Origin of the sequence: Stenotrophomonas sp. BIGb0135, assembly GCF_024810105.1 — a bacterium.
Classification (GTDB): Bacteria; Pseudomonadota; Gammaproteobacteria; order Xanthomonadales; family Xanthomonadaceae; genus Stenotrophomonas; species Stenotrophomonas maltophilia_AB.
In genome coordinates this window covers 16,535-30,325 of record NZ_JANUDX010000009.1, presented here as the reverse complement: position 1 = coordinate 30,325, position 13,791 = coordinate 16,535, and the positions used below count along the sequence as shown (strand labels likewise).

At 69.6% G+C, this 13,791-nt stretch carries 15 protein-coding genes; 5 read left to right on the top strand and 10 right to left on the bottom strand.

Annotated elements, in window-relative coordinates; translation table 11 throughout:
• Positions 1–3: 3 nt before the first annotated feature.
• Positions 4–567 carry a DUF1190 domain-containing protein gene (locus M2421_RS16290; RefSeq protein ID WP_259208684.1) on the bottom strand — a complete coding sequence of 188 codons (564 nt, stop codon included), beginning with the start codon at positions 565–567 and terminating at the stop codon, positions 4–6.
• A 204-nt stretch (positions 568–771) separates the two neighbouring features.
• On the opposite strand from M2421_RS16290, the gene ilvD reads away from it, so the two are divergent.
• Together ilvD and M2421_RS16280 are read left to right on the top strand one after the other, a co-directional pair.
• Entirely contained in the window at positions 772–2,610 is a 1,839-nt protein-coding gene (ilvD, locus tag M2421_RS16285; RefSeq protein WP_259208682.1) for a dihydroxy-acid dehydratase, read from the top strand.
• 72 nt (positions 2,611–2,682) lie between these two features.
• On the top strand, positions 2,683–2,853 hold the full coding sequence (locus M2421_RS16280) for a hypothetical protein (RefSeq protein ID WP_259208681.1): 171 nt from the start codon (positions 2,683–2,685) through the stop codon (positions 2,851–2,853).
• Here M2421_RS16280 and dinG read toward each other — a convergent pair.
• On the bottom strand, positions 2,834–4,894 hold the full coding sequence (gene dinG, locus M2421_RS16275) for an ATP-dependent DNA helicase DinG (RefSeq protein ID WP_259208972.1): 2,061 nt from the start codon (positions 4,892–4,894) through the stop codon (positions 2,834–2,836). The genes M2421_RS16280 and dinG overlap by 20 nt on opposite strands.
• A gap of 273 nt (positions 4,895–5,167) precedes the next feature.
• On the opposite strand from dinG, the gene M2421_RS16270 reads away from it, so the two are divergent.
• Positions 5,168–5,593, top strand: a complete 426-nt coding sequence (locus M2421_RS16270) for a hypothetical protein (RefSeq protein WP_259208680.1) — start codon at positions 5,168–5,170, stop codon at positions 5,591–5,593.
• A 24-nt stretch (positions 5,594–5,617) separates the two neighbouring features.
• Here M2421_RS16270 and M2421_RS16265 read toward each other — a convergent pair whose 3' ends face one another.
• Together M2421_RS16265 and aroE are read right to left on the bottom strand one after the other, a co-directional pair.
• Positions 5,618–5,971, bottom strand: a complete 354-nt coding sequence (locus M2421_RS16265) for a hypothetical protein (protein WP_259208678.1) — start codon at positions 5,969–5,971, stop codon at positions 5,618–5,620.
• A 5-nt stretch (positions 5,972–5,976) separates the two neighbouring features.
• Positions 5,977–6,822 carry a shikimate dehydrogenase gene (aroE, locus tag M2421_RS16260; protein WP_259208676.1) on the bottom strand — a complete coding sequence of 282 codons (846 nt, stop codon included), beginning with the start codon at positions 6,820–6,822 and terminating at the stop codon, positions 5,977–5,979.
• A 54-nt stretch (positions 6,823–6,876) separates the two neighbouring features.
• Between aroE and M2421_RS16255 the strand changes: the two genes are divergently transcribed.
• Entirely contained in the window at positions 6,877–7,755 is an 879-nt protein-coding gene (locus M2421_RS16255) for a TolB-like protein (RefSeq protein ID WP_259208673.1), read from the top strand.
• Between the two features lie 41 nt (positions 7,756–7,796).
• Here M2421_RS16255 and M2421_RS16250 read toward each other — a convergent pair whose 3' ends face one another.
• The 4 genes from M2421_RS16250 to M2421_RS16235 form a co-directional block, all read right to left on the bottom strand.
• Complete coding sequence (locus M2421_RS16250; RefSeq protein ID WP_259208670.1) at positions 7,797–8,087, bottom strand: SHOCT domain-containing protein; 291 nt, start codon at positions 8,085–8,087, stop codon at positions 7,797–7,799.
• A gap of 34 nt (positions 8,088–8,121) precedes the next feature.
• A complete protein-coding gene (hemB, locus tag M2421_RS16245) occupies positions 8,122–9,111 on the bottom strand; it encodes a porphobilinogen synthase (protein ID WP_259208667.1) in 990 nt (329 codons plus the stop codon).
• A gap of 40 nt (positions 9,112–9,151) precedes the next feature.
• Positions 9,152–10,069: a bestrophin family ion channel gene (locus tag M2421_RS16240; protein WP_259208665.1), complete on the bottom strand. Its 918-nt coding sequence runs from the start codon at positions 10,067–10,069 to the stop codon at positions 9,152–9,154.
• A gap of 140 nt (positions 10,070–10,209) precedes the next feature.
• Complete coding sequence (locus M2421_RS16235) at positions 10,210–10,458, bottom strand: hypothetical protein (protein WP_259208663.1); 249 nt, start codon at positions 10,456–10,458, stop codon at positions 10,210–10,212.
• A 212-nt stretch (positions 10,459–10,670) separates the two neighbouring features.
• Between M2421_RS16235 and M2421_RS16230 the strand changes: the two genes are divergently transcribed.
• The gene (locus tag M2421_RS16230; protein ID WP_259208661.1) at positions 10,671–11,129 is read left to right on the top strand and encodes a hypothetical protein; all 459 of its coding nucleotides are present in this window, start codon (positions 10,671–10,673) and stop codon (positions 11,127–11,129) included.
• Positions 11,130–11,366: 237 nt separating this feature from the next.
• On the opposite strand, the gene M2421_RS16225 is transcribed toward M2421_RS16230, so the two are convergent.
• Together M2421_RS16225 and M2421_RS16220 are read right to left on the bottom strand one after the other, a co-directional pair.
• Positions 11,367–13,181, bottom strand: coding sequence for a DUF885 domain-containing protein (locus tag M2421_RS16225; protein WP_259208660.1), 1,815 nt, complete (start codon positions 13,179–13,181; stop codon positions 11,367–11,369).
• An 82-nt stretch (positions 13,182–13,263) separates the two neighbouring features.
• Positions 13,264–13,779 carry a cytochrome c oxidase assembly factor 1 family protein gene (locus M2421_RS16220; protein WP_259208659.1) on the bottom strand — a complete coding sequence of 172 codons (516 nt, stop codon included), beginning with the start codon at positions 13,777–13,779 and terminating at the stop codon, positions 13,264–13,266.
• Between the last annotated feature and the right edge of the window lie 12 nt (positions 13,780–13,791).

The following is a 13,791-nucleotide window of genomic DNA, read 5'->3' as shown; positions in this document are numbered from 1 at the left end:
CGATCAACCGCCCACGCTGCTGCGGCCGCTGCTGGAGCTGCCGAAGCCACCGCGGCTGGCGGTGACCGCACGGTTCGGGGTGGCGTTGACCGGGGCCAGCCCGGTCTTGCCCGCGCCGATCCCGCTGGCGGTATTCAGGCCGCCGCTGCCGCCCGGGGCCGGACGCGCCCAGCCGTTGGCCTTGTCCTGGTACGCCGGGCTGGCGGCCGGCGCCTGCGCCAGGCCCGCGCCGCGGTTGCTGAGCATCTGCGACATGAAGAAGCCCATCATCATCGGCCCGATGAACGAGTGGCCGGTCGAGGTCTTCTGCTCCACGCATTGCTCGGCGCTGTAATCGGCCTGGCAGGCCTCGCGCGAGGCGTACTTGGGGGCGGCATCGGCCGACTGCTTCTGCGCCTCTGCAAAGGCGGTGCGGCAGCTGGACGGATCGCCGGTGGCCTCGGTACAGGCCTGCACCGAGGTGTACAACCCTTCCTGCACCCGGACGGCTTCTTCCTTCTGGCAGGCGGTGAACAACAGCGGCGCGGCGCTCATCAACAGCAGCGCGGTGGTCCTGGAACGTTTCATGGCGTCATGCCCCCTAATGCGGTTATCCCCTCAATCATGCCTCATCGCCGCGAACAACCAAAACCGGCACAGCCAAGAAGATGAACGGCGTTTCAGCATTCCGGACGACCGGCGGCGCCCGCTTGGTTGCAAACGCAACCGCAATTTTTCGGCAGAATCAAGGCGAAACGCGCCCCCACGGCCCGCCCGATCCTGCCAGCCACCATGCCTGAATACCGCTCCCGCACCTCCACCGCCGGCCGCAACATGGCCGGCGCCCGCGCCCTGTGGCGCGCCACCGGCATGACCGATGGCGACTTCCACAAGCCGATCATCGCCATCGCCAATTCGTTCACCCAGTTCGTGCCCGGCCACGTGCACCTCAAGGACCTCGGCCAGCTGGTGGCGCGCGAGATCGAGCAGGTGGGCGGGGTCGCCAAGGAGTTCAACACCATCGCGGTGGATGACGGCATCGCCATGGGCCACGACGGCATGCTGTATTCGCTGCCGAGCCGCGAGATCATCGCCGACTCGGTGGAGTACATGGTCAACGCGCACTGCGCCGACGCGCTGGTGTGCATCTCCAACTGCGACAAGATCACCCCCGGCATGCTGATGGCCGCGCTGCGCCTGAACATCCCGGTGGTGTTCGTCTCCGGCGGGCCGATGGAGGCCGGCAAGACACGGCTGTCCGAGCACAAGCTGGACCTGGTGGATGCGATGGTGATCGCCGCCGATGAAAGCGCCAGCGACGAGAAGGTCGCCGAATACGAACGCAGCGCCTGTCCTACCTGCGGTTCGTGCTCGGGCATGTTCACCGCCAACTCGATGAACTGCCTGACCGAAGCGCTGGGCCTGTCGCTGCCCGGCAACGGCTCGACCCTGGCCACCCATGCCGACCGCGAGCAGCTGTTCCGCCGCGCCGGGCGCGTGGTGGTGGAGCTGTGCCATCGCTGGTATGGCGGCGAGGATGCCAGCGCGCTGCCGCGCGGCATCGCCACCCACGCCGCGTTCGAGAATGCGATGACCCTGGACATCGCGATGGGCGGTTCGACCAACACCATCCTGCACCTGCTCGCCGCTGCGCAGGAGGCGGGCGTGGACTTCGACCTGCACGCCATCGACGCGTTGTCGCGGCGCGTACCGCAGTTGTGCAAGGTCGCCCCCAACACGCCCAAGTACCACATGGAAGACGTGCACCGCGCCGGCGGCGTGTTCGGCATCCTTGGCGAGCTGGCACGCGGTGGGCTGCTGCACACCGACGTGCCGACCGTGCACAGCCGCACGCTGGCCGATGCCCTGGCGCGCTGGGACGTGGCGGTGAGCAACGATGCCACGGTGCACGACTTCTTCCGCGCCGGGCCGGCCGGCATCCCCACCCAGGTCGCCTTCAGCCAGGCCACGCGCTGGCCGACGCTGGACGTGGATCGTGCGGAAGGCTGCATCCGCGCGGTCGCCCATGCCTACTCGGCCGAAGGCGGGCTGGCGGTGCTGCGCGGCAACCTCGCACCGGACGGCTGCGTGGTGAAGACGGCCGGCGTGGATGAATCCATCCACGTGTTCGAGGGCAACGCGCGCGTGTTCGAAAGCCAGGACGCGGCCGTGGCCGGCATCCTCGCCGACACGGTGGTGGCCGGTGACGTGGTGGTGATCCGCTACGAAGGCCCGCGTGGTGGCCCGGGCATGCAGGAGATGCTGTACCCCACCAGCTACCTGAAATCCAAGGGCCTGGGCAAGCAGTGCGCGCTGCTCACCGATGGCCGTTTCTCCGGCGGCACCTCGGGGCTGTCGATCGGCCACGCCTCGCCGGAAGCGGCCGCGGGCGGGATGATCGGGCTGGTCCGCGACGGCGACCGCATCCGCATCGACATTCCCGCACGCCGCATCGATCTGCTGCTGGACGACGCCACGCTGGCGGCACGCCGCGCCGAACAGGATGCACTGGGCTGGAAGCCGCGCGAGGCACGCCCGCGCAAGGTCACCGGTGCGTTGAAGGCCTATGCGCTGCTGGCCACCAGTGCCGACAAGGGCGCGGTGCGCGACCTCTCCAAGCTGGAAGGGTGACGCGGCCGCCCTGCATGTAGCCGCGTGCCACCTGCGCCAAGGTGCCGGTGGCGTACGGACGCGGCGCTTGCGATGGCCGCGTTTTCGCTGCTGTTGGCGGTGGCAGTGAACGCGGCGACGGCGATGCTGGCCGTGCCGGTCGAGGCGTTCGACCAGGATCTTGACGGCGGCTGGCGCACGCTGGTTGCCCGCGCGTGGCCGGCGTCGTCGACGGTCCTGCGCGTCAGCCGATCACCCGCTTGAACGGCGGTAGCGCATCGATGATGCGCTTGCCGTAACGACGCGTCAGCAGGCGCGAGTCGAGGATGATCACCCGACCGGTGTCGGTGGAGGTGCGGATCAGGCGACCGGAGAACTGGGTCAGCGTGCGCAGCGCGTGCGGGATCGCGATCAGGTTGAAGGCGTTCAACCCACGGCTTTCGAACCACTCGCTCAACGTGGAGGTCTGCGGGTCGGTCGGCACCGCGAACGGCACCTGGGTGATCACCACCGTGGTGCAGGCCTCGCCAGGCAGGTCCAGGCCTTCGCCGAACGAATTGAGCCCGAACAGCACCGAGCCCTCTCCGGCGGCGGTACGGCGCAGGTGTTCGTCCACCATTTTCTGCTTGGCGCCCTCGCCCTGCACCAGCATCCGCTTGCGCTGTTCGGCCGGCATCAGCCCGGCCACTTTTTCCATCTTCCAGCGCGAGGTGAACAGCACGATGCTGCCCTTGTCCCAGTCCAGTTCCTTGACCAGGTACTTGGCCACTTCCCTGGGATGCCCTTCCTTGTCGTCCGGCGTGACCGGGAACGCCGGCACGATCAGCTGGGCCTGGTTGGGCAGGTCGAACGGCGAGGCCAGCGAGACCATCTCGGCCTCGGCGGGGATGCCGTTGTCGATCGCCAGCGACTGGAAATCACCGCCGCCGGTGAGCGTGGCCGAGGTCATCACCACCGAATCCACTTCGTCCCACAGCAGCTTGCGCAGCACGTGCGCGGCCGAGACCGGCGAGCCGTGCAGGATGAAATCCCCCTCGCGCGACATCGTGACCCAGCGCGCCATCGGCGGCTGGCCTTCCTTGTCTTCGCGGCGCCAGGCCGTCCACAGGTTGTGCTGCTGCTCGATCATCTCCAGCGCCATGCCCAGGTTGCGCTGCAGGCGCTCGCGCGCGGCGTCCTCGGGCTTGCCCTTGGCCACCTGGCCCAGCGCGGCGTGGGCCCAGTTGAACAGGCTGCGGGTGTCATCGGCGATGGCCTCGATGTCGGCCATCCAGATCTCCGGCAGGCGGCCGTTGGGCGCGCGCCACATCGGCTCCTGCGCGGCCGGGTCCGGGCGCCAGCTGCGGTCGATGACATCGCGGAAGGCCTTGAGCTGCTTGCTGACCTTGGCCGCCGCCTCGATGGCCTCGTTGGGCAGCAGGTTGCCCAGCTTGTCCTTGTCCACCGCGCGGTAGGACGCGGCGATCAGCACCTGCAGGCGGCCGGTGCGCTTGGCCATCTCGTCCAGGGCCAGGCTGGCCGCCCCCTGGTCGATGGCCACGCTGCCGATGTGGTGGCCTTCGTCGAGCACCAGCAGCATGTCCGAGGGCGGAGCGATCAACGGCTGGCCATTGTCGCTTTCGCCGATGGACAGCGCCGACAGCAGCAGCGCATGGTTGGTGACCACGATCTGCGCCTCGCGCACGGTGTTGCGCGAGCGCAGTACCGCGCACTGCGCCGAGTAGGCGCACTTGCGCCCGGCACAGCCGGAGGCGGGCGTGGTGATGCGCGAGCGCAGCGTGTTGCTGATGGTTTCCGGGGCGTTGTCGAGGTCGCCGTTCCAGCGCCCCTCCAGGAACGCCTTGCTCAGCGTCTGCGCCTGGTCCATCTCGATCGGCGCCAGTGGCCGGTCGAACAGCGGCTGCTCGTCGTCGAACATGCCTTCCTGGGCACCGTCGCCATGCGCTTCGGCGGCGTTGCGGGTGCACAGGTAGCGGGTGCGGCCCTTGGCCAGCGCCACGGTGGCCTCGATGCCGGTGGCCTTGAGGAAATTGGGGATGTCGCGCTCGACCAGCTGCGACTGCAATGCCACGGTGCCGGTGCTGATCACGAGCTTCTTCTTCGTGGCCAGCGCGATCGGCACGCCGGCGGTGAGGTAGCCCAGCGACTTGCCCACCCCGGTAGGCGCCTCGACCACGCCCACGCCCCCGCTGTGCGAGAGCGCACGCGAGACCACGCCGATCATCTGGCTCTGCGAACGCCGGGTACTGAAGCCGGGGGTATTGGCCTGCAGCTTGGCGTAGGCATCGCGGATGGCGGCCTTCATGTCGTCGTTCAGCGCCCGCGGGGCTTCAACTTTTTCGGTCACGCCAAGAGCTACCTGCCTGGATCACGGCGGGTATTTTCTCACGAGCGGGAGGCGGGAACCGGCGCGGATTTCCGCGCCGGTTCAGATCCGCGATAGTCCCGGTCTGCGCGGCACTGTCCACGCGCCGGACAGCGGCCGGCGTTATCATCCCGCCGGCATGGCCCCATTCGGGAAGGGCGGGCGATCACGCTACCGCCCCCGCCGCCTGCACCCCATCAAGGAGAGATCGTCATGGACACGCCCGCTGCGCTGCCCCTGGACCTGGCAGCCATCGCGCTGTTGCGCGCACCGCTGCACCAGGTGTCCATCGCTGCAAACGTCCTGCGCCTGATCGGGCACCCCGGCACGCTGCCCACGTCACCCGATTGGGCGGTGGCGGCAAGCCCGGACTACCGCGTGGTGTTTACCCAGCTCATCAGCACGTCGGCGGCCATGCGCGATGGCGCCTACGAGTACCTGCTGCTGATCGACGGACGACCGATCATCATTGCCTTCCAGCTCGGTGCCCCCGACACCCCCGGGCATGCGCGGATCCTCCCGACCGGTGCATGGCAGGCGTTTCCGTTGCCTTTGCTGCAGGCACTGGCCGATCGGGCCGCCATCATCTCCACCAACGACAGGCAGCCCTTCGTGTGGCGACCGTCGCCCGGACAGTGAGCGCGGCAGCCCGTGCGCTGTCGCTCAGCCCGCCGGCGCCGGGGCGCGGCCGCGCAGCGCGCGGGTCATCGCCCACACCAGCAGCACGATCGCCAGCGCATCCACCAGGCCGAGCACGAAGCGCGCGCCGCCCAGCCACATCACCATGCCCTGCATGGACGCGTAATCGCCCTGCTGCACCAGCCACTGCGGCACGATGTTCACCAGCAGCCCGGCCAGCGTGGTCAGGGCAAGCAGGCCCAGCGCCCACAACGCCACGCTGCGTACCGCCCCACGCGGGCTGTCGGCCACCCACACCACCGATACCGCCAGCGCGATCAGGATCGGCAGGCGCATGGCCACCGTGCCCAGCACCGCCATCAGCAATTCCAGGTTCATCGCGCTCAGTCCTCGCCGGCCAGCGCGTGTTCGGCGCGCAGCTCGGCGTACACCGCGTCGGTCTGCGGGCGCACCGCATGCCACTGCAGGAAGCTCTCGGCCGCCTGCTCGACCAGCATCCCCAGCCCGTCGACCACGTTGCGGCAGCCGGCCGAGCGCGCCCAGGCGCTGAAGGCGATCGCCGCCTCGCCGTAGTTGAGGTCCACCGCGGTGGTCATGCTGTTGACCAGGCCCAGCGGCAGCGTGAATTCATTGGCGCGGTCGCGGCCGGCCGAGGTGGCGTTGATGATCAGCTCGAAGTCGCCCAGCTCGCGGATGTCTTCCCAGTAGCGGGTGATCGCGCGGCCCGGCTCGCCCATAGCGTCGATCAGCGCGTCGGCACGCTCGGGCGTGCGGTTGACCACCACCAGCTCCAGGATGCCGGCATCCAGCAGTGCCGGGGCCACGCTGCGCGCCGAACCGCCGGCCCCGATCAGCAGCGTGCGGCGGCCGCGCAGGTCCAGGCCGTGGCGATCGGTGAGGTCGCGGACCAGGCCGATGCCATCGGTGGTGTCGCCGTGCCAGCGCTCGCCCTTGCGCAGCAGCGTGTTGACCGCGCCGGCGCGGCGCGCGCGCGAGGTCAGCGTGGTGCACAGCGCGAAGGCGGCCTCCTTGTGCGGGGCGGTGACGTTGGCGCCGACACCGCCCTCGGCGGCAAAGGCCTCCAGCGCTGCGGCGAACTCGGCCGGGCTGGCCTCGATGGCGCGGTACTCCACCGCGATGCCTTCCTGGCGGCCGAACGCGGCGTGGATGCGCGGCGACTGCGAGTGCGCGATGGGCTGGCCAAATACGGCGTAATGGTCGGCGGTCATGGGTGTGTCTGCTCCGGGCCTAGAATGGAACGCAAACCCCCAACGGAAGCGGCTATGCGCACTCCATTGTCACTGCTCGCGCTGAGCGTCAGTTTACTCTCCACACCGCAGGCGATGGCGCTTTCCGAGTTCGGCATCGAGGGCATGGGCGTGGTCTCGACCAAGGCCAACGAGGGCCAAGCCACGATCTCGCCCGACGGCCAGCGCATCGTCTGGGCCTCCGACCGCGCCGGCGGCGCCGGTGGCTGGGACCTGTGGCAGGCGGTGCAGCGCGACGGCCGCTGGCAGGACCCCACGCCGCTGGCGTTCAACACCGCCGCCGATGACCTCGATCCGTACTTCAGCCATGACGGTGCCTGGCTGTACTTCGCCTCCAACCGCAGCGGCGGGCGCGGCGGCTTCGACCTGTACAGCGTGATGCTGCACGAGGACGGCAGCGTGGGGCCGGTGATGTCGATGCCGGTGACCATCAACACTGCCGCCGACGAGCGGTACCCGGCCGTGCGCCCGGATGGCCAGGCGCTGCTGTTCGCCCGCAACGGCACGGGCAAGGCCACCCACGGTGGTTTCGACCTGTACGTGGCAACCGCGCAGGGCCGGGGCTTCAACCCGCCAACGGCGCTGCCGGCGCCGCTCAACAGCGCGGCCGACGAACTGGGCAGCGAGTGGCTGGGCAACGACGGGGCACTGGTCATCACCCGGGGCGCGGGCGCCCGCACACAGGTGTGGCGGGTGGGCTGCGACTACCGGCAGCCGGCCACGCCGCTGGTGCTGTCCTTCAACACGGCCGACGGGCAGACCGGCGCGCCGGTGGTGGACGCGTCCAAGCCGTCCGAACTGGTGCTGGCAGGCGTGGCCCGCGCACCGCGTGCCGGCGGGCTGGACCTGTACCGGATGAAGGCGCCCGCGGCGCCCGACGGGGCCTGCCGCTGAGGACCTGGCCGGTTGCCGGCGCAGCCATGCGTGGCCTGGCGCTACGCGCCGGTTGCGGTGCCCTGGCCGGGGCGCAGCAGCGCGGCGCGCTGCTGTTCGTACTGCGCTTCGCTGATCTCGCCGTTGTCCTTGCGCTGGTTCAACGCGGCCAGCTGCGCCTGCAGTGCAGGGGCCAACTGGCTGTCACGCGCCACCCTCGCTGCTGCGGACGGCTGCTCCGGCGGTCGCTTGGCCGCGCGCAGCACGCCGCGGATGACCAGTCCGATCACCACCGCGAAGGCCAGCACCCCGGTGCCCCAGGTCAGCCACTGCACCCATCCCATTGTCTGCATTGTCGTCGTCCTGTGTGCGTGTGGGCGCGTATTGTCAGCGCTCGCGCAGCCAACGCGCCACCTGCGGGGCGAAATAGGTCAGCACGCCATCGGCGCCGGCACGCTTGAAGCCGATCAGCGATTCCAGCACGCAGGCGCGTTCGTCCAGCCAGCCGTTGGCGGAGGCGGCCTTCATCATCGCGTACTCGCCACTGACCTGATAGGCGAAGGTGGGCACGCCGAACTGCTGTTTCACCCGGCGCACCAGGTCCAGGTAGGGCATGCCCGGCTTGACCATCACCATGTCCGCGCCCTCTTCCAGGTCCAGCGCGATCTCGCGCATCGCCTCGTCGCCGTTGGCCGGGTCCATCTGGTAGGTCTTCTTGTCGGCCTTGCCGAGGCTGGCCGAGCTGCCCACCGCATCGCGGAACGGGCCGTAGAAGGCCGAGGCGTACTTGGCCGAGTAGGCCATGATGCGCACGTTGACGTGCTCGTCGGCATCCAGCGCGCGGCGGATCGCGCCGATGCGACCATCCATCATGTCCGACGGCGAGATGATGTCCACGCCGGCCTGCGCATGCGACAGCGACTGTTTGACCAGCGCGGCGACGGTGATGTCGTTGAGCACGTAGCCCTTGTCGTCGATGATCCCGTCCTGGCCATGCGTGGTGTACGGGTCCAGCGCCACGTCGGTCATCACCCCCAGCTCGGGGAAGCGCGACTTCAGCGCGCGGATCGCGCGCTGCGCCAGGCCGTTCTCGTCCCAGGCCGCGGCCGCATCCAGCGACTTGCCGGCCGGGTCGATCACCGGGAACAGGTCGATGACCGGGATGCCCAGTTCCAGCGCCTCTTCGGCCACCTTGAGCAGTTCGTCGATGGACAGCCGCTCCACGCCCGGCATCGAGGCCACCGGCGCGCGGCCGGCCAGGTCGTGCACGAATACCGGATAGATCAGGTCATCGGTGGTGAGCGTGTTTTCGCGCATCAGGCGGCGCGAGAACTCGTCGTGGCGCATGCGGCGGGGGCGATAGTCGGGGTGGGCCATGGGAATGCTCCGTAACGGTATGCGGGGGGCGCGGCAGGTGTTACTGCAGCAGGTAGCGATGCGGCTGCAGCGGCGCGGGCAGGGGCGCCACGCCGAGGCTGTCGAGCAGGTCGATTTCGATGGTGCGCACCAGCGCATCCAGCGGCAGGTCGTTGGGCTCCAGGCCGAACGGCTCTTCCATCTCTTCGCCCAACTGGTCCAGGCCGAAGAAGGCATAGGCCAGCACCGCCGACACCACCGGGGTGGCCCAGCCCAGCGAACTGGCCAGGCCGAACGGCAGCAGCACGCAGAACATCCACGCGCAGCGGTGCAGCAGCAGGGTGTAGGCGAACGGCAGCGGCGTGGAAAGAATGCGTTCGCAGCCGGCCTGGATGCTGGACATCGCATGCAGGCGCGTTTCGAACTGGCTGTACAGGATCGGGTCCAGGCGCCCGGCGCGCAGCGGCTCGGCCAGGTCGGCGGCGATCATCGCCAGCAGCTGGTCCGGGGCGTTGAGGCGTGCGCCGAAACGCGCGTGATCCTCATCGCCCACCCAGGGCAGCGCGGCGAGCACGGCATCGCGGCCGCGCAGCTTGGCCGCCAGCGCATGGGCGAAGCCGATCCCGAGCCGGCAGATGCGCGTGCGGCGCGGCGCGTCGTCGGCCAGCAGCGCCGTGCACAGCCGTGCCAGGCTGCGCGATTCGTACACCAGTTGGCCCCACAGCTTGCGTCCTTCCCACCAGCGCTCGAAGCAGGCGTTGTTGCGGAAGCTGAGGAAGATCGACAGCACCAGGCCCAACAGGGTGAACGGCGCAACCGAGACGCGCTCGATGCCCGGCGGGTGCCAGACCTCGGCGAAGGCGGCCACGGCGATGGCCAGCAGCAGGATCGCCAGCACCTTGGGGGCCACCGCCGGGACGATGGAGCCGCGCAGGATGTACAGCAGTTGCCAGCCGTGGGGACGAGGACGAATGATCATCGAAAGCGGATGTGGCGCCCGGACGGGCGTGGGCCAGTGGCGGACGCGCCCCGACAGCCGAAGATTGTACGCCCCTGCGCGCCGGTGCCCGGCCACTGCGACCGATGGTCGCAGTGGCCGGGCACGACAGGCGGACCGGCTCAGACGATGCCGCCACCCAGGCTGAGCCGGACGATGCCCACCACCACCACGATGCCGTTGAGCACCAGGCCGGCCCAGGCCCGGCCACGCTTGCTCGGGTGGGTGAACAGGATGCCGAGGGCGGCGATCACCGCGCCCACCGCCGCGAACGGGATCAGGAACCAGTTGCCCCAGCCCAGCAGCGGGATCAGGGCCAGGACCATCCACAGCAGCGCCAGGATGCCCCACAACAGACTGATCAACCCCATGCCAGGCTCCTTCGGTGATGTTGGCGCCACCATAGCCTAAATCGGGGGCCTGGCTGACGCGTTCATCGGCGCCCGGCGCCGGCCAGCCGGACCACGGCACGCCGCTCACCTGGACAGTGCTAGCGTGAAGATCACGAGGTTGGCACCGATTCAGTGGTCGCCACCGATGATCGCGCCACGGGCCGATGGTCCCTACCGAACAGGGGTGATGCATGAACATCCGAATGACTGCCGTACTGGGCGCACTGCTGGCCGTCGCCGGCTGCGCCAGTACCTCCAAGGTGATGCTGGGCCAGGCGCGGGCGCCGGTGGACCCGGCCAGCGTGCAGATCTATTCCACGCCGCCGGCCGGCTCGGTGGAAATCGCGCAACTGGAGTCGTCCAGCGCGGTCGGTTTCGGCACGCAGGGCCAGACCGATGCGGCCGTCATGCGGCTCAAGCGCGAGGCCGCCGCCCTCGGGGCCAATGGCGTGATCCTGATGGGCGTGGGCTCCAGCGGTTCGCCGGTGGGCATGTCCGTCGGCGCCGGCAGCTACGGCTCGCACGTGGGCGGTGGCGTCGGCATCGGCATCCCGACCACGCAGAAGCGCGCGGCCGGCGTGGCCATCTGGGTCCCGAACCCGCCGCCTGCGCCGCGCCTGCCGACGCAGACGATCACGCCGACGCGGTAACCAGCGCCGCGGTGGGCCACGACCCTGCGAGGCGGTGTGGCGCATCACACTATCAGTGGAATCATCAGCGGGCGCCGAATGCATTGCCGACGCCTTGCCCTCGCCTGCGCCGTTGCGCGGCACGCATGTTCATGGCTGCTGCGTACAAAGGAATGCCGCAAGGAGACACGCCACGACCCTGGGTCGTGGCGTGCGTAACGGCGCACCGACCCACGGTCGGCGCCTGCCGGCGAGGCGTCAGCGCTTGGTGGCGTTTTTGTAGGTCGGCACGAAGACGTCATTGACCGCCTTGGCCAACTGGTCCGGCGGCAACAGGCCCTGGTCGAGCAGGAAGTTGTTGAAGGCCAGGCGGTCGAAGCGATCGCCCAGCGCCAGCTCGGTCTGCATGCGCAGTTCCAGGATGCGGGTGTAACCGTAGAAGTAGCTGCCGGCCTGGCCGGGCATGCGCACCATGTAGCGGTCCAGTTCCTGGGTGGCCATCGCCTTGGACAGGCCGACCTCGTCGATCAGCACGCGCTCGGCGCTGGCGCGGTCGATCAGGCCCAGGTTGAGCATCGGGTCGAGCATGGCGCGTGCGGCGCGCAGCAGGCGGAACTGCAGCGCGATCAGCTGCCCGTCCAGCGGTTCGTAGGGCACCATCTCCGCCTCGGCATACAACGCCCAGCCTTCGACGTTGACCGAGTTGAACGCGAACATGGTGCGCGCCAGCGAGATGCCGCGCTCGACCATCGCGGTGAACTGCAGTTCGTGACCGGGGCGCCCTTCATGCGCGCTCAGCGTCCACGCCGCCGAGCCGAAATTGAAGTCGTCGTACTGCGCGGCCTTGTCGCCGGCGGCCGGGTTGCCCAGCGGCAGCACGAAGGTGCCCTGCTGGCCGGTGTTGCCGACCAGCGGGGCCGGCAGGAAGTGCGGGGCCGGCGACGCGGCGCTTTCGGCAGCCGAGCCCAGGCGCATCTGCATCGGGCGCTGCGGCACGTCCACGATCTTTTCCTTGCGGATGATGGGGTCGATGGCGTCGATCACGCCCCGGTAGTGGTGCTCGAGCTGGTCGTCGGCGATCTTGTCGCCCTTCAGCGCGCGCACCACCGCGACCGGATCGGTCGGATCGGCGACCTTGAGGCCCTTGGCCTGGGCCACCAACGGCGACAGCTGGCGCATCGCCGAACGGGTTTCCATGAACTCCAGCTGCGCACGCTGCATCAGCACCGCCGGGGCGATGTCGATGCCCACGCGCTTGAGCTGGTAGGCATACAGCGGCTCGGGCAGGCGGGCATCGGTGCGCGCCTTGGGCAGCACGTCCTTGCGGGTCCAGTCGCGGTACTCGCGCAACTGGGTGGCGATGGTCTTCAGCGCCTCGTCGGCGCCGGCCACCTTGTACTTGCCGAACAGCTGCTCGATGCCGGTGATGTAGGTGTCCACGTTGGCCAGCGACTGCTCGACCTCGATCTTGGTCGGCTGCAGCAGGGTCTTGTCACCCAGGCGCTCTGCATAGCGCTGGCGCGACAGCGTGGTCACCGGCTGGGTGCCGGGCGCCAGGCCGGCGTAGGCCTTCAGGCGGTCCAGCGCCTTGGCGCGGCGCTCGGCCGAGACCTGGTCGGAGAGCAGCATGTTGATGCCGCTGAACACGGTCTGCGGGGTATCGCTCCACGGCAGCAGGTACTTCTCGTTGAGCTCGCTGCCTTCGATGTTCTGGTCGGCGGCCGCGATCATGATCGCCAGGTCCTGGCGCACGTTGGGGTCGCGCTCGGTGGCCAGCCTGGACTGCAGCTCGCTGCGCGCCTTGGCCATGGCGGCGCGGTAGCGGGCGCCGTTGTCGGGGCCGAAGTCGGCCACCTTGTCGTCGTAGCCGGGCACGCCGAAGAAGCCGGTTTCTTCCGGCTGGAACGGGCCCTGCGCGTCCAGCAGGATCTGCGCCAGCTGGTTGCTGCGGGTGACCCAGGCCGGGCTTTCCGGCGTCTTGCTGGCGGCCGCCTTGGCAGCCAGGGCCGGCGGCGCACTCAGCGCGGCGGGAACGGAAAGGGCCAACGCGACGGCAAGGACTAGCGGCTTCATGCAGGACTCCCGGATGACGGATGCCCGTGACCCTACGCACTCGGCGCACGGGCGGCAATCGGCCGGAGGTCATGCGCCGGGCTCAAACCTCCAGCGGCGGTGCCAGCGCCGGGCAGTCGCCCTGCGCGCGACAGGCCTCCAGCGCGCATTGGGTGGCCGCCTCGGCGTCGTCCAGCGCGGTCAGGTCGATCGGTTCGGCGTCCTTGACCAGCACGTAGAGCATCGGATAGTCCCACCGGCCCTGCGCGCGGTCGGCCTGCAGGAACAGCCGGCCCTTGCCGCGCGGGCCGCTGAGGTGGACCACGAACTGGCTGGAGCCGGTACCGCTGCTGTCGGTTTCGATGCCACCCATCGGCAGGAACCCGTCCTGGATCGGCTCGCCCAGGTGCGCCACCAGGTGCACGCTGCAGCGCGCGCGCCGCATGGCTTCCTGGTAGGGCTCGCTGCCACGGGCCATCCTCGACACCTGCTGCAGCCCGAACCAGCCGGCGCCGGCCGCGGCCGTGATCGTCAGCAGTGCGGCCAGCGGTACTGCCCAGCGCCAGTGGCGTGCCCACCAACCCCGGGGGTGGGTGGGAAGCGGGGGTGGAAGGGTCATCGGCGTCCTCCT